Source organism: Deltaproteobacteria bacterium, from assembly GCA_003696105.1.
In the GTDB taxonomy this organism is placed as follows: domain Bacteria; phylum Myxococcota_A; class Polyangia; order Haliangiales; family J016; genus J016.
The window spans coordinates 1-17,342 of record RFGE01000117.1 but is presented as its reverse complement, the minus strand read 5'-3'; the positions used below and the strand labels follow the sequence as shown (position 1 = coordinate 17,342).

17 protein-coding genes are annotated in these 17,342 nt (G+C 71.5%); 9 read left to right on the top strand and 8 right to left on the bottom strand.

Going from position 1 to position 17,342, the window contains the following annotated elements:
• The first annotated feature begins 10 nt into the window (after positions 1 to 10).
• Positions 11 to 1,375 (top strand): serine/threonine protein kinase, encoded by a 1,365-nt coding sequence (locus tag D6689_08060; GenBank protein RMH42478.1) that lies wholly within the window; start codon positions 11 to 13, stop codon positions 1,373 to 1,375.
• 336 nt (positions 1,376 to 1,711) lie between these two features.
• Here the strand turns inward: D6689_08060 and D6689_08055 are convergent, their stop codons facing one another.
• From D6689_08055 to gyrA, 6 genes are all read right to left on the bottom strand, one after another.
• Positions 1,712 to 2,080, bottom strand: coding sequence for a F0F1 ATP synthase subunit C (locus tag D6689_08055; GenBank protein ID RMH42477.1), 369 nt, complete (start codon positions 2,078 to 2,080; stop codon positions 1,712 to 1,714).
• 24 nt (positions 2,081 to 2,104) lie between these two features.
• The gene (gene atpB, locus D6689_08050) at positions 2,105 to 2,893 is read right to left on the bottom strand and encodes an ATP synthase F0 subunit A (GenBank protein ID RMH42476.1); all 789 of its coding nucleotides are present in this window, start codon (positions 2,891 to 2,893) and stop codon (positions 2,105 to 2,107) included.
• Positions 2,894 to 2,906: 13 nt separating this feature from the next.
• A complete protein-coding gene (locus tag D6689_08045; protein RMH42475.1) occupies positions 2,907 to 3,275 on the bottom strand; it encodes a hypothetical protein in 369 nt (122 codons plus the stop codon).
• Positions 3,272 to 3,457, bottom strand: coding sequence for an AtpZ/AtpI family protein (locus D6689_08040; GenBank protein ID RMH42474.1), 186 nt, complete (start codon positions 3,455 to 3,457; stop codon positions 3,272 to 3,274). Before D6689_08040 ends, D6689_08045 begins: the two co-directional genes overlap by 4 nt.
• Before the next feature lie 155 nt (positions 3,458 to 3,612).
• On the bottom strand, positions 3,613 to 4,896 hold the full coding sequence (gene hemL / locus D6689_08035; GenBank protein ID RMH42473.1) for a glutamate-1-semialdehyde-2,1-aminomutase: 1,284 nt from the start codon (positions 4,894 to 4,896) through the stop codon (positions 3,613 to 3,615).
• Entirely contained in the window at positions 4,889 to 7,597 is a 2,709-nt protein-coding gene (gene gyrA / locus D6689_08030; GenBank protein RMH42472.1) for a DNA gyrase subunit A, read from the bottom strand. The genes hemL and gyrA overlap by 8 nt, the downstream gene beginning before the upstream one ends.
• A 98-nt stretch (positions 7,598 to 7,695) precedes the next feature.
• On the opposite strand from gyrA, the gene D6689_08025 reads away from it, so the two are divergent.
• The 3 genes from D6689_08025 to D6689_08015 are packed head-to-tail and all read left to right on the top strand — an operon-like array spanning position 7,696 to position 10,830.
• A complete protein-coding gene (locus D6689_08025; GenBank protein ID RMH42471.1) occupies positions 7,696 to 9,690 on the top strand; it encodes a thioredoxin domain-containing protein in 1,995 nt (664 codons plus the stop codon).
• 5 nt (positions 9,691 to 9,695) lie between these two features.
• Positions 9,696 to 10,004, top strand: a complete 309-nt coding sequence (locus tag D6689_08020) for a hypothetical protein (protein RMH42470.1) — start codon at positions 9,696 to 9,698, stop codon at positions 10,002 to 10,004.
• A complete protein-coding gene (locus tag D6689_08015) occupies positions 9,964 to 10,830 on the top strand; it encodes an alpha/beta hydrolase (GenBank protein RMH42469.1) in 867 nt (288 codons plus the stop codon). The genes D6689_08020 and D6689_08015 overlap by 41 nt, the downstream gene beginning before the upstream one ends.
• Before the next feature lie 173 nt (positions 10,831 to 11,003).
• Here the strand turns inward: D6689_08015 and D6689_08010 are convergent, their stop codons facing one another.
• A complete protein-coding gene (locus D6689_08010) occupies positions 11,004 to 11,789 on the bottom strand; it encodes a serine/threonine protein kinase (protein ID RMH42468.1) in 786 nt (261 codons plus the stop codon).
• A gap of 28 nt (positions 11,790 to 11,817) precedes the next feature.
• On the opposite strand from D6689_08010, the gene pyrR reads away from it, so the two are divergent.
• The 4 genes from pyrR to D6689_07990 are packed head-to-tail and all read left to right on the top strand — an operon-like array spanning position 11,818 to position 15,677.
• Positions 11,818 to 12,501: a bifunctional pyr operon transcriptional regulator/uracil phosphoribosyltransferase PyrR gene (gene pyrR / locus D6689_08005; GenBank protein ID RMH42490.1), complete on the top strand. Its 684-nt coding sequence runs from the start codon at positions 11,818 to 11,820 to the stop codon at positions 12,499 to 12,501.
• Between the two features lie 14 nt (positions 12,502 to 12,515).
• Positions 12,516 to 13,493: an aspartate carbamoyltransferase catalytic subunit gene (locus D6689_08000; protein RMH42467.1), complete on the top strand. Its 978-nt coding sequence runs from the start codon at positions 12,516 to 12,518 to the stop codon at positions 13,491 to 13,493.
• Positions 13,474 to 14,433, top strand: coding sequence for an ATP-binding cassette domain-containing protein (locus tag D6689_07995; protein ID RMH42466.1), 960 nt, complete (start codon positions 13,474 to 13,476; stop codon positions 14,431 to 14,433). Before D6689_08000 ends, D6689_07995 begins: the two co-directional genes overlap by 20 nt.
• Positions 14,430 to 15,677 (top strand): ABC transporter permease, encoded by a 1,248-nt coding sequence (locus D6689_07990; GenBank protein ID RMH42465.1) that lies wholly within the window; start codon positions 14,430 to 14,432, stop codon positions 15,675 to 15,677. The genes D6689_07995 and D6689_07990 overlap by 4 nt, the downstream gene beginning before the upstream one ends.
• 33 nt (positions 15,678 to 15,710) lie before the next feature.
• Here the strand turns inward: D6689_07990 and D6689_07985 are convergent, their stop codons facing one another.
• Complete coding sequence (locus D6689_07985) at positions 15,711 to 16,496, bottom strand: SDR family oxidoreductase (GenBank protein RMH42464.1); 786 nt, start codon at positions 16,494 to 16,496, stop codon at positions 15,711 to 15,713.
• Positions 16,497 to 16,729: 233 nt separating this feature from the next.
• Here D6689_07985 and D6689_07980 point away from each other — a divergent pair.
• Positions 16,730 to 17,342, top strand: a 613-nt coding sequence (locus tag D6689_07980; protein RMH42463.1) for a hypothetical protein, incomplete at its 3' end; no start/stop codon positions are given.

Here is a 17,342-nt window from a genome sequence, read left to right as displayed (position 1 = left end):
CCGCAAGCGCATGTCGTCGTACGACCCCTCCGCGTGTCCGCAGTCCCTCGGCGCCCTGCCGGAGCACAGCACGGTGGAGTTGCCGCCCGACGGGGCGGCGCCCGTGCCGCCGTGCCCGGTCGAGCGGGACATCGCAGCCGGCGATCTCGTCGGCGACTACATCGTGCGGAGCGAGATCGCCGCCGGCGGGTGCGGGACCGTGTACGAGGCCGAGCATCGCGTCCTCGGCCGTCGCGCCGCGGTGAAGGTACTGCACCCGGAGCTGTCGCAGTCGGCCGAGATGGTGCAGCGGTTCGTCACCGAGGCTCGTTCCGTCGCGTCCATCGCGCACCCGAACGTCGTCGAGGTGTACGAGTTCGGCCACTATCGCGATCGGCCGTTCTTCGCGATGGAGCGGATCGACGGCCCGCGGCTGGACGAGGTCGTCGAACGGGAGGGGCCGCTGCCGCTTTCGCGAGCGATCGAACTGGTGGCGCCGGTGTGCAGCGCCGCCCACGCGGCCCACGCGGTCGGGGTGATCCATCGGGACATCAAGGCGAGCAACGTGCTCATCGACCGGCGCGGCGGCGCGGAGCGGGTCAAACTGGTCGACTTCGGCGTCGCGCGGCTGCTCACGCGCGACGGCCTCGCGCGGCTCACCCGCAGTCGGCGCCGCATCGGAACGCCGCGCGCGATGGCGCCCGAGCAGGTGTGCGGCGGCACCGTCGACGCGCGGACGGACGTGTACGCGCTCGGCGTGCTCGCGTATTTCCTGCTGTCCGGCCGCTACCCATTCGAGGGGCGCGGTCCGGTGGACGTGGCCATGCTCCACGCCACGGCGCCGCCGCCGCCGCCGAGCCGATTTGCGCCGATTCCCGCGGCGGTCGAGCGCGTCGTGTTGCGGGCGCTGGCGAAGGATCCGGCGCAGCGGTTTTCGTCGGCCGTCGATCTGTGCGATGCGCTGCGCGCGGCGGCCGCCGCCGACACGTCGCCGCCGGGCGGAGCGCCGGCCGACGTGCGCGCCGCGGTCGGCGTGTTCGTGGAGCTGATCCCCGCGGCGCCGCGGCCCGGAGCGCGGGATGTCGACGGGGCCGCGGCGGCCGCGCGACAGGTCCTCCTGCGCGCGCTGCGCGAGGCCGGGCTGGCGGTGTCGGAGCCGGCGCCCACCAGCCTGGTGGGCGTGCGCGTCGCCGACGCGGACACGGCCGCCGCGGTGATCGCCGCGTGGCGAGATGCCGAGCGGGCCGCCGCGCAGGTGGAGGCGGAAGCCGGCGCCCGCAAGTGGGGCGGGCTCCGGGTCGTGGTGCGCTTGCGCGTCGACCGCGCGTACGTGCGGGCGGGGGGGCGTGGTCTGCGCGTGGTCGGCGGCCCGCTGGTCGCCGGCGACTCGGCGTAGTGGCGAGACGGCCGCGGCGCCCGTGCGCGCACCGGCGGCAGCCCGGCGCCGGAACGAAACAGCCCCGCGCGGCTCGGGCCGTGCGAGGCTGTTTCGACGGACGGTGAACCGCCCTCGTTCCGTGACGCGCCGGCGACCGCTCGGGCGGCGGCCGCCGCCGGCGAGTCCGGCGGGCGACGCCGCGTGCGCGCTGCGCGGGCCGTTCGGCGTCCGCGCGGCGCGCCCGAAGCGGCGCACCGCGACCGGCGTGCGGGCGGACACCGCCCATCGGCGCGCAGCGCGCATCCGCAACCCGCGGCAATGCGCGACCGGGCGTCGATGCCAGCGGTGCCGGGCCTACAGGCTCGGAACCTTGCCGACGAGCAGGAACGCGATGATGAGCGCGTAGATGACGAGCGACTCGATCAGCGCGAGCCCCAGGATCATCGGCGTGAACAGCTTGTCGGCGGCGCCGGGGTTGCGCGCGATGCCCTCGAGCGCGGTCGCCGCCGCGCGGGCCTGACCGAGCGCGCCGCCGAATGCCGCCAGCGCGATCGCGACAGCCGACGCGATGGCGACCCACGCCGCGGCGTCGAACTTGGCGACGGCCGTGGCCGCTTCCGGGTCGAGGGCCGCGGCGTCGCCCTGCGCGAAGGCGACAGCGCTCAGGCCCATCGCGAGAAGGCTCATCGTGAACGTGAGGAGGAACTTGGATTTGCGTGTCATTGGTACTGGACTCCCTGGTTGTGTTTAGTGGTCGTGCGCGACCGCCATCGAGATGTAGACCGTCGACAACAGGCAGAACACGAGCGCCTGGACGACAGAGACGAGCGTTCCGAGGACGAGGAAGGGCACCGGGATCAGGAGCGGCACCAGCGCGAAGAACGAGGCGACGACCTTGTGGTCGGAAGCCATGTTCCCCATCAGGCGCAAGGCCAGCGATACCGGGCGTGCGATGTGGCTGATGAGTTCGATCGGCAGCATCAGCGGCGCGAGCGCCGGCATGGGCCCGATGAAGTGCTTGAAGTAGGCGAGTCCGTGCTCCTTGACCCCGTAGTAGTGAGTCGCCAGGAACACGACGACCGACAGCGCGAGGTTGGTCTTGAGCGTGTCGGTCGGCGGCGCGAAGCCGGGAATCAGCGCCAACAGGTTCGAAAACAGGATGAACAGCGCGAGCGATCCGATGAGCGGCAAGAACCGCTTGGCGTTCTTTTCGCCCATCACCCCGGCCATCATGTTGAAGGTGGCTTCGGTGAGCAGTTCGAACACGTTGCGCAGGCTCAGCCGCCCGGGCGGAACGAGGCGGTCGTCGCCGGTCATCGCCGCGCGGAACTTCACCGCGCCGACGAGGACGAACAGAAACACGAGCAACGCGCCGAAGACGTGGGTGAGCGTCCAGTGCGAGTCACCGAACATGAGCCACTTCCACGAGTACTCGGCGTCCGGCGTACGCCCGAGCCAGTGGCGCAGCGACCGCGAGGCCTGCTCGAAGCCGGGGAAGCTGTACAGTAGGTCGTACCAGGTATCGTGTTCGCCCATGGTCGTAGCCGGGTCAGTGCGTCGCGGCGAACCGGATCGATTCGATCGCGATCGACAGGATGAAGGTGGAGAAGCCGACGGCGAAGGCGACCGCCGACAGCGGCAGGTAGTGGATGGCCACGAACACGACCGCCATCAGTGCGGCCATCTTCGGGATGAACAGCATCGCCGCGCGGCGCCGGCTCGCGGCGGCCGCGTCCCGCCGGTCGAACAGCCGGCCGACGAGGTGGCGGATGACCGAGAAGTTGACGCTCGCGACCAGCGCGCCGACCGTCAGCCCGATCGCATGGGGCCGGTCGAGCACGAGCGCACCCAGCACCGCCGCACCGGCGGTGAGGGCGTAGTTCATGCGCTCGATGCGCGCGAGGGTGCGCGGGTTCATGGTCGGTCCGGGTCGTCTTCGGATTGCTGGTGTCGCTGGATGTCCTGGGCGGTGCGGATGACGGCCTTGAACGCGGCGCCGACGCCGAACAGCACGAACAGCACCATCAACCACGGGGTCGTGCCGAATCGGTCGTCGAGCCAGCGGCCGATCCACCAGCCGATGGCGACCGCGATCCCCATCTCGAGTCCGACGGACGCGAGCGAGGCGGCGCGCCAGAAGCGGCGGATGGTGCGCTGAGCGTGGGTCCTGGACGTCTCGTCGATGCGGGCCTCCGTTCGGCGCGCACTCGTAACACGGTGCGGCGAGGGTCGTCAATCCGGTTGAAAGATGCCGCTCAGCCGGCGATCAGTTTCAAAGATTCCGTGGCTTTTTCGACGGTTAGGGCAATCTCGTCCTCTCCGTGCGCCAGCGACAGGAACCAGGCCTCGAACTGCGACGGCGGCAGGTAGATCCCCCGGTCGCGCATCGCCCGGTAAAACGCTGCGAACCGCCCGGTGTCCGCCCGCTTCGCGCTGGCGTAATCGGTCACGGGACCCTCGCAGAAAAACAGGGTGAGCACCGAGCCCACGCGGTGGATGCAGGCCGGCACGCCGGCCGCGGCGACCGCCTCGCGCAGGCCGCGCTCGAGCAACGCGCCGAGTTCCTCGAGGCGGTCGTACGTGCCCGGGCGCCGGAGGATCTCCAGCGTCTTGGCGCCGGCCGCCATCGCGAGCGGGTTGCCGCTGAGGGTGCCGGCCTGGTAGACCGGCCCGAGCGGCGCGAGGCGGTCCATGATGTCGGCGCGCCCGCCGAACGCTGCGGCCGGCAGCCCGCCGCCGACGATCTTGCCGAGGCAGGTGAGGTCCGGCACGACGCCGTAGAGCTGCTGCGCGCCGCCGTACGCGGCGCGGAAGCCGCTGATCACCTCGTCGAAGATCAGGAGCGCGCCGCGCGCGGCCGTGAGGTCGCGCAGCGCCTGCAGGTACCCCGGTGCCGGCGGCACGACGCCCATGTTGCCCGGGATGGGCTCGACGATGACTGCCGCGATCTGGTCGGGATGCGCGTCGAAGGCGGCTTCGACCGCGGCGACGTCGTTGAACGGCACCAGAAGCGTGTCCGCGGCCGCCCCCGCGGGCACGCCCGCGGATCCCGGGATGCCGAGCGTCGCCGCCCCCGAGCCGGCCGCCACCAGCAGACAGTCGGCGTGCCCGTGGTAGCCGCCGTCGACCTTCACGATCTTGTCGCGGCCGGTGAACCCGCGCGCCAACCGCAGCGCCGACATCGTCGCTTCGGTGCCGCTGGACACGGCGCGCACCTTGTCGATCGACGGCACCGCGTCGACCACGGCCTGCGCGAACGCGAGCTCCAGCTCGGTCGGCGCGCCGAAGGTCGTGCCGCTACGCATGGCGTCGGCGATCGCGTCGAGCACCTCCTCGTGGCAGTGGCCGAGGATGAGCGGCCCCCACGAGCAGACGTAGTCGACGTAGGCGTTGCCGTCGACGTCGTAGATCGTGCAGCCGTCGCCGTGCGAGATGAACAGCGGGTCGGCGCCGACCGAGCCGCACGCGCGGACGGGCGAGTTGACGCCGCCGGGGATGACCGCGCGCGACGCTTCGAACAACCGGGCCGATTCACGCATCGCCGTCCTCCTGACCGTCGCCGTCGCCGAGCGGCGGAGCCGGGACGCGCTCCGTCTCGCCGGCGTCGAGCTCGTGCGGGACCGTCGCGTCGTCGTCGGCCGGCTCGGGAGCCGCGTCGCCGTCGTCGTCGTCGTCCGCCGCGTCGGGCGTCGCGCGTTCAATGTCGGCGCCGCCGTCGTCGTCGGCGTCGGCCAGCCGCTCCATCGACGTGACGATCTCTTGGTCACCGACGCGCATGATGCGCACGCCCTGGGTCGGTCGGCCGAGCACGGAGATGTCGGCCGCGCGCACGCGGATCAGCTTGCCGACGCTCGAGATGAAGATGAGTTCGTCGCTGTCCGACACGACGCGGACCCCGGTGACCGGGCCGTTGCGCGACGTCGTCTTGATCGCGATGACGCCGTAGCCGCCGCGGTTCTTGCGCGGAAACTCGGACAGCGCCGTCCGCTTGCCGTAGCCGCGTTCGCACACGATCGCGACGGTGTCGGCCGCGTCGTGCTCGAACACGCCCATGCCGACGACCGCGTCGCCGTCGCGCAACGCGATGCCGCGGACGCCGCGCGCCTCGCGGCCCATCGGCCGCACCTGCGTCTCGGAGAACCGAATCGCCTGGCCGTTGCGGGTGCACAGCAGCACGTCCATGTCGCCGGTCGTGAGGCGCACGTCGACCAGGCGGTCGCCCTCGTCGATGTTGATCGCCTTGATGCCGGTGCGGCGCACGTTTGCGTAGGCCTTCAGTTGCGTCTTCTTGACGACGCCGGACTCGGTCGCGAACAACACGAACAGGTTCGGGTCGAACTCCTTGATCGCGAGCATGCCGAGCGCGGTTTCGCCCGGTTGCATCTCGACGACCTGCTGGATGGTCTTGCCGCGCGCGGTGCGCGCGCCGGCCGGCAGCTCGTACACCTTGCGACAGTAGACGCGCCCGGTGTTCGTGAAGATGAGCAAGTCGTCGTGCGTGTTGGCGACGAACAGGTCTGCGACGAAGTCGTCGTCGGCGGATGCGGCGGCTCCGTAGATGCCGCGACCGCCGCGGCCCTGCGCCGAGTATTCGGACACCGGCGTGCGCTTGATGTACGACTTGTGCGTGCGCGTGACGACCATCTGTTCGCGGTCGATGAGTTCCTCGATGTGGATCTCCGCGCCGTCGTCGACGATCTCGGTGCGCCGCTCGTCGGCGAACTGATCGCGCACGTCCTCGAGTTCTTGTTGGATCACTTCGCGCAGCCGGGTTTCGCTGCGCAAGATGCCCTCGAGGTAGTCGGTCTTTTCCCACAGCTCCTTGTATTCGGCTTCGAGCTTTTCGCGTTCGAGGCCGGTGAGGCGACCGAGTCGCATGTCGAGGATCGCCTGAGCCTGACGCTCGGTGAGGTAGGTGAATCCGGCGGCGCGCGCCGCTTCGACCTCCTCGGCGGGGCGGCCGGCGCGCTCGAGGAACCCGTCGAGTCCGCCCATCTTTTCCTGCAGCAGTCTCGCCTTGGCCTCGTCGGTGTCCTTCGACGACCGGATGATGTCGATCACGCGGTCGATCTGGATGACCGCGAGCCCGAGGCCCTCGACGATCTCACGCCGCTCGCGCGCCTGGCGCAGCTCGTAGCGCGAGCGGCGCGTGACCACCTCGCGCCGGTGCTCGATGAACACCTCCAGCGCGCGCCGCAACGTGACCACCTGCGGCCGCCCGTCGACGATCGCGAGCATGTTGATGCCGAAGCTCGTCTGCAGCGGCGTCATCTTGTACAGGTGGTTGAGCACCACCTGCGCGTTCGCGTCCTTCTTGAGCTCGAACACGACGCGGACGCCGGTGCGGTCGGATTCGTCGCGGATGTCGGAGATGCCGTCGAGCTTCTTGTCGCGCACGAGCTGCGCGGCCGTCTCGATCATGCGCGCCTTGTTGACCATGTACGGGATCTCGTGGACCACGATCGCCTCGCGGTCCTTGCGAATCTCCTCGATCGTCGCGCGGCCGCGCACGACGATGCTGCCGCGGCCGAGCCGGTATCCGCGCAAGATGCCTTCGCGGCCGTGGATGATGCCGCCCGTCGGGAAGTCGGGACCCGGCACGAGCGACAGCAGCACGTCGTCGCTCACGTCCGGATCGCGCAGCAGCGCCAGGGTGGCGTTGATGACCTCGCCCATGTTGTGCGGCGGGATGTTGGTCGCCATGCCGACGGCGATGCCCGACGAGCCGTTGACGAGCAGATTGGGGAACTTGGCCGGCAGCACGACCGGCTCGAGTTCCTTGTCGTCGTAGTTCGGCTGCCAGTCGACGGTTTCCTTGTCGATGTCGGCGAGCAGCTCCGACGCCAGCCGCGACATGCGGCACTCGGTGTAGCGCATCGCCGCGGGCGGGTCCCCGTCCATCGACCCGAAGTTGCCCTGGCCGTCGATCAGCGGATAGCGCATGGAAAAGTCCTGCGCCATGCGCACGAGCGCGTCATAGACGGCGGCGTCGCCGTGCGGGTGGTACTTGCCGATCACGTCGCCGACCACGCGCGCACATTTAAGGTAGGGCCGGTTCCAATAGTTCGACAGGTTGCGCTGCGCATACAGGATGCGGCGGTGAACCGGCTTGAGGCCGTCGCGCGCATCTGGCAGCGCGCGGGACACGATCACGCTCATCGCGTAGTCCATGAAGGACGAGCGCATCTCCTCCTCGAGCGCGATCGGCTGGACGTTGTCGGGCGGGGTTTCGCTGGTCATGTGCTACTCACGTAATGGGTGCGCTCTTTTAGCTGACCGGCCCCGGCGGGTCAACCGCGGCTTTGGGGCGTTTTTCCAATCATTCAAGGGATTTGCAAATGCCTAACCGACTCGCTGGCGAGACCTCGCCGTATCTGTTGCAGCACGCCGACAACCCGGTGGACTGGTATCCGTGGGGGCCGGAGGCGTTCGAGGCCGCGCGGCGGCAGGACAAGCCGATTTTCTTGTCGATCGGCTACGCGGCGTGCCACTGGTGCCACGTCATGGCGCACGAGTCGTTCGAGGACCCGGAGACGGCCGCGCTCATGAACGAGCTGTACGTCAACGTCAAGGTGGACCGGGAGGAGCGGCCGGACGTCGATCAGATCTACATGACCGCCATTCAAGTGCTCGGCCAGGGCGGCGGCTGGCCGCTGTCGGCGTGGTGCACGCCGGACGGAAAGCCGTACTTCGTCGGCACCTACTTCCCGCCCGAGGAGCGCTACGGCCGCCCGGGGTTTCGCCAGGTTCTGCGCATCCTGGCCGACCTGTACCGCAACGAGCGCGACAAGGTGCAGCACAACGTCGACGCGATCCTCGACGGGCTGCGCGCGATCGACGCGCACTACCGCGGGCGCGCCGGCGGCGCGTCGCCGGCCGCGCTGTCGACCGACACGATCGTCGCCGCCGGACGCTTCCTCGTGCAGCGCAGCGACCCGCACCACGGCGGCTTCGGCGGCGCGCCGAAGTTCCCGTCGTCGTCGGCTCACGCGCTGCTCGCCCGCGCCGGGCGGCTGCCGCACGGGGAGCCGGCGCGCGAGGCGTTTTTGCGCCAGTGCATGGCGATGGCCCGGGGCGGCCTGTACGACCACGTCGGCGGCGGGTTCGCCCGCTACAGCGTCGACGAGCGTTGGGACATCCCACACTTCGAAAAGATGCTGTACGACAACGCCCAGCTCCTCGCGATCTACGGCGATGCGTTCGCGCTCACCGGCCACCCGCGCTACGAGCGCGTGATCCGCGAGACGACCGCGTGGCTGGTGCGCGAGATGTCGCACGCGTCCGGCGGTCTGTACGCGAGCCAGGATGCCGACAGCGAGGGCGAGGAAGGCAAGTACTACGTATGGACGCCGGCGCAGCTGCGCGACGCGCTCGGGCCGGACGATGCCGAGGTGATCGCGCGCGCGTTCGGCGTCACCGACGCCGGCAACTTCGAGGGGGGCACGACGCACCTGCGGCGCGTGACCCCCGACGGCGACCCGGAGGAGGAGGCGCGCATCGACCGGCTGCTCGCAGCGCTGTTCGAGGTGCGCGACCGGCGCGTGCACCCGGCGACGGACACGAAGGTGCTCGCGGCGTGGAACGCGCTGGCCGTCACCGGGCTGGTCCGCGCGTACGAGGCGACCGGGTACGAACCGGCGCGCGCGCTGGCGCTGCGGGTCGGCCGGTTCCTGGCCGAGCGCATGGTCGACGGCGATCGCGTCGCGCGGGTGCTCGGCAAGGATCTCGACGGGACGATCGACGACTACGCGTTTTGCGCCGAGGCGTTTTTGCGCCTCGCCGAACTCACCGAGGACGCCGCGTGGTGGCATCGCGGCGCCGCGCTCGTCGCCGCGGTCGTCGACCGGTTTTATGAAGATGTCGACGGCGGCGTGTTCTACCTGACGCCGGACGACGGCGGCGACGCGCTCATCCACCGGCCCGAGTCGCACCACGACGGCGCGCTGCCGTCGGGCGCGGCGGTCACGGTGGCGAACTTGGTCCGGATCGGGCACGTCGCGGGGGACACGCGTTCGGTCGACCTGGCCGAGCGCTACCTGGCGCGCCGCGCGCGCGACCTGTCGCCGCTGGTCGCGGCCCGGCTGCTCGCGGCGGCGGACGACTACCTGCACGGCGAACAGGTGGTCGTGACCGCCGGCGCGGGGCGCGAGGCGCTGCTCGCGGCGACGCGCCGCGCCTATGCGCCGGCGCGGTGCCTCGCCGGTCCGTGGGCTGCGCCGTCGGTGCTCGCCGGCAAGGAGCCGGCGCCCGACGGGCGCGCGCGGGCGTACGTGTGTCGCGGGCAGACGTGCCTCGAGCCGGTGACCGATCCGGACGCGCTGGCCGGGCTATAATGGAGGTGCGAGGACGCGAACCACGCGGGGAGGCGCGCGAGGATCCCGTGAAAGTGCCGGTGAAGGAGACGTTCGGAGCGGCCGCGGCGGCGGCGCGCCAGGCGCGAGACGCGGTGCGCGAGGCGCGCGAGCGACTGCGTGCGTTCGTCGCACAGCGACCGGCGCGGCCGGCGGTGGACCCGGAGCGCGATGCGGCCGAGCGCGCGCTCGCCCAACTGAGCGGGGCGGAAGCGGCGCTGCAGGAGGCGACGCAGCGGCTCGCGGAGCCGGCGCCTGGCGGCGATCCGGGGGCGGGCGGCGCGGACGCGAGTTGATCGCGTGACGTCCGAGTTGAACCCGGCTCCGAGCGCGGTCGCCGCCGCGTTCAGTGCGCGCGTCGTCGGGGCCGGTCCGCCCGTCGCGCTCGTCCACGGCAGCGCGACCGACGCGGAGGCGTGGGCGATCCAACGCCGTACGCTGGCGCGCTCGTGCCGGCTGCTGCTGTACACGAGGCGGGCGGACGACGGAATCACCGTCGGCGACCACGCCGCGGACCTGGCGGACCTGATCGAACGCCACGGCCTGGCGCCGTGCACCGTGGTCGGCTCGAGCTTCGGCGCGGTCGTCGCCCTCGAACTTGCGCGCGCGTGGCCGGCGCGCGTGCGCGGCGCGGTGTTGTGCGAACCGCCGCTGCCGCCGGGACCGGCCCGCGCGTTCCTCGCCGCCCGCGGCATCGCACCGCCGGCCGCCGGCGACCTCGATGCGTTCCTCGCCCGGTTCGACCACGTGTACCGCGAGCGCGGCGGACCCGCTGCAGCGGCGGTGTTCTTGCGCGCCGTGCTCGGCGACGAGGCCTACGCGCGCCTGCCGCGCCGCGTGCGCGAGCGCGCCGCCGCGCTGCACCGCCAGATCCGGGCTGACGCGGCGGCGCTGGCCGCCTACGACCTCGACTACGCGGCCCTCGCCGCGGTGGCGTGTCCGGTCCTGCTCGTCGGAGGCGATCGGTCGCCGGCCTACTTCGCGCCGGCGCTGGCGGCGCTCGAGGCGGCGCTGCCGAACGTGCGGCGCGTTACCCTGACCGGCGCCGGCCACATGATGCACGCCGACGCGCCGCGCGCGTTCGACGCCGCCGTCGCGGAGTTCGCGCGCGAGCACGCATAGCGGGGCGTGGCACATCGCGGTCGGGCCCGGTTGCGATGCGCGGCCGACCAGCGGCGCGCGGGCGCGGGCCGTTCGGCGGCGCGCGTCCTCGCGCGCGCCGGTGTGGCAGCGATCCTCGCCGCGCATCCCGCGAGGTCGCTGGCGCGCCGGCGCCCACGCGCCGCCGCAAAGCCCTACAGCGCCGCCTCGATCGCGTCGGCCATCTCGGCGGCGCTGCCGAACCGCGACTCCGGGAACTTCGCCAACGCGCGCAGGACGACGCGCTCGAGCGCCGGTGGGATGTCGGCATCGGGGGCGACGCGCGACGGCGGCACCGGCTCGACTTGCAGGTGGCCGCGCATGATCTCCGCGTCGCCGCCGTCGAACGGCGGGCGCCCGACCAACAGCTCGTACAGGATGACGCCGACGCCGTAGACGTCCGCGCGTCCGTCCGGCGACTGGCCGCGCAGCCGCTCGGGCGCGAGGTACGACAGCGTCCCGACCACCGAACCGATGCCGGTGAGCCCGGTGGCCACGCCGATCGACGCGAACCCGAAATCGATCAGGACGACGCGTTCGATCGGTCCCTCGGACGGCTCGAGCATCAGGTTCGCCGGCTTGAGGTCGCGGTGCAGCACCCCGGCGGCGTGCGTCGCCGCCAGCCCTTGCAGCGCCTGCCATGCGTAGCTCGCCGCGCGGAACGGCGGCACGGTGCGCTCCTGGCGCAGCACGGTGAGCAGCGACCGGCCGCGAAGCAACTCCATCGCCAGGTAGGGTTTGGTGTGGTACACGCCGGCGTCGAAGATCCGCGCGACGTTGCGGTGGACGATGCGCCGTTGGACCTCCGCCTCCACGCGAAATCGCTCGCGCGCCACCGCGTCGCGCGCCACCGCGGCGCGCAGCAGTTTGAGCGCGACCAGCCCGCCGTCGCGGGTGTCTTCGGCCTCGAATACGTCGGCCATCGCGCCCCGTCCGATCATGCGCACGATGCGGTAGCGCGCATCGATGATGTCGCCGGCCTTCGCAGCGGGCTCCACGGCCCCAGTGTACCGCGGGCGGGCTCTTGACCGCGGCGCGCGACCGCGTTATTCGCTGGAGCCAGTGAACCCGCGCCCGCCCCGCCGTCCGCCGCCAGACGACCACTTGGTCGAGCGGCGCACGTTGGCGGACGCCGACGGCATCCGGCGGATGCTGCGCCGCATCGCCAACGAGATTCTCGAGCGCAACGGCGGTGCGGTCGACATCGCACTGGTCGGCATCCGCACCGGCGGGCTGTTTCTCGCCGAGCGGCTCCGGCGCCACATCGCCGACCTGGAGGGCACCGAGCCGCCGCTGGGTGCCGTCGACATCACCCTGTACCGCGACGACGTGTTCGAGGGGTTGCCGCGTCCGGAGATCGGCCCGACCGAGCTGCCGTTCGAACTGTCGGGTGTCCGCGTCGTGCTCGTCGACGATGTGCTGTACACGGGCCGGACGGTGCGCGCCGCGCTCGACGCGCTGATGGATTACGGCCGGCCGCGGGCGGTGCAGCTCGCGGTGCTCGTCGATCGCGGCCTGCGCGAGCTGCCGATCCGCGCCGACTACGTCGGCCTCACCGTCGAGACCACACCGTCGGACTCGGTGCGCGTTCGCCTCACCGAGGCCGGCGACCCGGACGATCGCATCGTGTTGCGGTCGCGAATCGAGCCCTGACTCGCCGTGACGTCATGACGGAGCCACGCCGCGCGTTTCCTCACCGCCACCTGCTCGGTATCGAGCCCCTCGACGCCGCCGACATCCTGCAGATTCTCGATCTGGCCGACACGTTTGTCGACATCTCCGAGCGGCCGATCAAGAAGGTGCCAACTTTGCGCGGTCGCACGGTGCTCAACGTGTTCCTCGAGCCGTCGACGCGCACGCGCGTGTCGTTCGAGCTGGCGGCCAAGCGGATGAGCGCCGACGCGGTCAACATCAGCGGATCGAGTTCGTCGCGCACCAAGGGCGAGACGGTCCTCGATACGGCGCGGAACCTGCAAGCGATGAACCCGGACGTGATCGTCGTGCGCCACAGCGCGGCGGGCGCGCCGCACCTGATCGCCGGCCACGTCGATGCGGCCGTCATCAACGCGGGCGACGGCTGTCACGAACACCCGACGCAGGCGCTGCTCGACTGCGCGACGATCCGGCGCCACAAGGGACGCATTGCCGGGCTCGAGGTCGCCATCGTGGGCGACATCGCGCACTCTCGCGTCGCGCGGTCCGACGTGCTGGCGCTGTGCAAGCTGGGCGCGAACGTGCGGCTGTGCGCGCCAGCGACGATGATGCCGCGCGGGATCGAGCAGATCGGTGGCGATGTGACCCGCGAGCGGACGCGCGTCGTGTACGATCTCGCGGCGGCGCTCGACGGCGCCGACGTGGTCATGATGCTCCGCATCCAGAACGAACGCCTCGGAGGCGCGCCGCTGTTCGCGAACACGCGCGAATACGCGCGTTACTTCGGTCTGTCGGCGCGCACGCTCGACCGCGCCAAACCGGACGCGATCGTCATGCACCCCGGCCCGATCAACCGCGGAGTCGAGATGATGCCCGACGTGGCCGACGGCGAGCGGTCGGTTATCCTCGACCAGGTCACCTACGGGGTCGCCGTGCGCATGGCGGTGCTGTACCTTCTCGGGGGCCCGCCGCATCCGCCGGCGGAGGCGTAGCGTCGTGTCCGTCGCGCTGCGCCTGCGCGCCGTCACCAAGCGGTTCGGCGACGTCACGGCCGTGTCCGGCCTGTCGCTCGACGTGCCGGCCGGCTCGATCTACGGCATCCTCGGCCCCAACGGGGCGGGCAAGACGACGACGTTGCGGATGATCAACGACATCGTTCGCCCCGACGAGGGGACGATCGAACTTTTCGGCGCGCTCGCGCCCGGTCGCGACGCGGCGCGCCGCATCGGCTACCTGCCGGAGGAGCGCGGCTTGTATCCGAAAATGCGCGTGGACGAGACGCTCGCGTTCTTCGGGCAGCTGCGCGGGCTGTCGCGGGCCGACGCGGTCCGGCGCGGCGACGCCTGGCTCGACCGGCTCGACCTGTCCGATTGGCGATCCGCCAAGGTGCAGGAGCTGTCCAAGGGGATGCAACAGAAGATCCAGTTCATCACGGCAGTGCTGCACGAGCCGGAGCTGCTGATTCTCGACGAGCCGTGGAGCGGGCTCGATCCGATCAACGCCGAAGTGCTGCGGTCGATCGTCGCCGAGCAGAAGCAGCGCGGGTGCACGATCTTGTTTTCGACCCACCTGATGGAGCAGGCCGAGCAGATCGTGGACGACGTGTGCATCATCGCGCGCGGCAACAAGGTGGTCGACGGGCCGCTCGGGCAGATCAAGCGGCAGGCGGCGCGCGATCGCGTCGTGGCGATCGCGTTCGACGGCGATGTCGACCCCGCGACCGTGCCGTGGGACGACGCGCTGGTGGCGGCATGGCGGCCGGTGCGCGACCGCATCGAGGTCGAGCTGACGCCGGGCGCCGACGCCCGCGCGCTGTTGCGGTCGCTCGTCGCCGAAGACGTGCCGCTGCGCCGGTTCGAGGTCGTGGAGCCGACGCTGCACCAGATTTTCGTCGACCGAGTGGGCGCGGCGGCCGCGGAGGGCGCGCGGTGACCCCGCAGTGGTGGATCGTCGGCCGGCGCGAGTTCACGGTGCGCGTGCGCACCGTGTGGTTCATCGTCGTGACCGTCCTCGGTCCGATCGGCATGCTCGCGCTGATCCTGGTCCCGGCATACCTCGGCAAGAAAACGATCGAACAGGGCGTGACGATCGAGTGCATCGACCGCACGCCGCAGCGGGTGAGCGAGTTGTTCGCGGTCGACGCGTCGCCGTTCACGATCCGGCGCGTGCCCCCCGACACGCCGATCGCCGAGCTCGAGCAGCGCATCCGCGCGCGCCAGATCGACGGATATCTGGTGTTGCCCGAGGATCTGCTCGCGGGCGGCAAGGCGGTGTATCGCGGCGCGAACGCGTCCAACGTCGCGCTGATGAAGGTGATCGAAAACGAACTGCTCGAGCGGGCGGTGTTCGTCGCGCGCGCCCGGCTGCACGGACTGTCCGACGCGCAGATCCTCGCGCTGTCTCAGCCGGTCGACCTCGACGTGCGTCTCACCACCGGAACGGGCAAACCCGCCGAGGGCACTGGTGCGTTCGTCGTCGGCTACGCGACGATGTTTCTGCTGTACATGGCGATCCTGCTGTACGCGGTGAACATCATGCGCAGCGTAGTCGAGGAGAAATCCAACCGGGTGGTCGAGATCGTCGTGTCCACGATCCGCCCCGTGCCGTTGATGCTCGGCAAGATCGTCGGCGTCGGTTCGGTCGGCCTGCTGCAGCTGTTCATCTGGACGTTCGTCGCGTTTTTGCTGTTCACGTACCGGGAGATCGTCCTCGGCTGGTTCGGCTTCTCCGGCGCCGGAGTCGACCTGCCGAGCGTCGGGCTCGACGTCGTCGCGGTGACCTTGGCGTACTTCCTGTTCGGTTACTTCTTTTACTCGGCGCTGTACGCGGCGATCGGCGCGATGGTGAGCAGCGACCAGGAGGCGCAGCAGCTGCAGACGCCGGTCGTCATGCTGCTCGTCATTCCGGTGGTGTGCACGCAGTTCGTCGCCAACGATCCGCGCGGCGGCGTGGCGGAGCTGCTCACGCTGATTCCGTTCTCGTCGCCGGTGCTAATGCCGATGCGCTTCGTACTCGGCGGCGCGTCGGCCGGCGACGTCGCGGCGTCGCTCGCGCTGCTGTGCGGGTCGCTTGCCGTCGTCGTGTGGCTCGCCGGACGGATCTACCGCATCGGCATCCTGCGCCACGGCAAGCGCCCGACGTTGCGCGAGCTGGCGGCCTGGTTGCGCCACGGGTGAGGTTCCGTCCGCGACCGGCGGCTCGGCTCGTCGCTACGGCGACAGCAGGTCGGCGAGGCCAGGCGCGACGCTGTCGCCGCCGTCGACCACGAGCACGGCGCCGTTGATGTACGCGGCGGCGGGTGACGCGAGGAACACCGCCGCGTTGGCGACGTCGTCGATGCGGCCGAGCCGCCGCAGCGGCACGCGGCGCTCGACCTTCGCGCCGATGTCGCCCGGCGCGAGGCGGCGCATTCCCTCGGTGTCGCCGATCGGCCCCGGCGCGATCGCGTTGGCGCGGATGCCGAACGGCCCCCATTCGACCGCGAGGTTGCGGGTGAGCGCATCGACACCGGCCTTTGCGGCGGCCGCGTGGCTCTGAAGCGGTGTGCCGTGATAGTGCAGCGTGGCCGAAATGTTGATGATACAGCCGTCGCCCGAATCTCGCAGCGGATCGAACGCGGCCTTGGTGGCGTGGAACGTGCCGAGCAGGTCGATCTCGATGACCGTGCGAAAGCCCTTGGCGGACAGCGCGGCGGTCGGCGCGAGGAAGTTGCCCGCTGCGCCGTTGACGAGCGTGTTCAGTTTGCCGAACCGGTCGACCGCCGCCGCGACGACGCGCGCGAGCTGGTCGGGGTCGCGGACGTCGGCGGCCATTGGCAGCACATCGCCGCCGATGTCAGCCGCGGCCTGGTCGAGCACCTCCTGGCGGCGGCTCGTGATGCACACGCGGGCGCCGTGGTCCACGAACGCGCGGGCGATTCCCTTGCAGATGCCGGTGCCTCCGCCGGTGACGAGGGCGACGCGGCCGGCGAGCACATCGGGTCGGAAGGCAGACATGCCGGCACGATACAGCGCGCGCCGCGGAAGTGGCCGGAAATCGGCCTGACCGAGGGTAGACCCGGGGCCGGCGCGGCGCGTTTACACCGGCATGACGCGACGCGACCGCTCCGATGCCGGCGAGCCCCGTGCGCCGTCCCCGTCGCGGCCGGGGGGCGCCCGCGCTCGGAGACGCCGGACCGTGGCGGTTCGCTAGCGGCCGCGTTACAGTGGAGTTCAGCAGTTCCGAAACGATGCCCCGCAGCGCCGAAATCGACGCCCTGATGGTGGACTACCTGTACGGGGAACTGTCCGCATCGGAGGCCGAGGAGTTCCGCAAGAGGCTCGACGCCGATCCGGACCTGCGGGCGGAGGTCGCCGCGCTCGAGCGCACGCGCCGGGCGTTCGGCGCGCTCGAGCAGGAGGAGCCGCCGCCGGCCGTGACGGCGCGGCTGATGCACGCAGCGGCGCAGCGGGCGCCGGCCGCGCCGGCACGCGAGCCCGGCCTGTGGGCCCGGATCGCCGCGTGGTTCGAGCCGGTGGCGCGCCACCCGGCCGTCGCGTCGGTGGCCGCGCTGGTCGTCGTCGGCGGTGTAGCGGGCGCGCTGTACTTGCGCGGCTACGACCGGATGGCGCGGCCCGTGGTCGCGACGGAGGCGCGAGCCCCCGACGCGGTACGCGCTGCACCGGCACCGCCGGCGGCGGCGGAAGCGAGCGACGGCCCGGCGCGCCCCGCGCAGCTCGCGGAAGCCAAGGAGGAAGAGGCGCTCGACGAGGCGCGCGGTCGCGCTGCGGCGGGCGACGACCTCGCGGGCGCGGTGCGCGACGAGGACGGCGTTGTCGGCCTCGGCGGCGTCGCGGCGGACG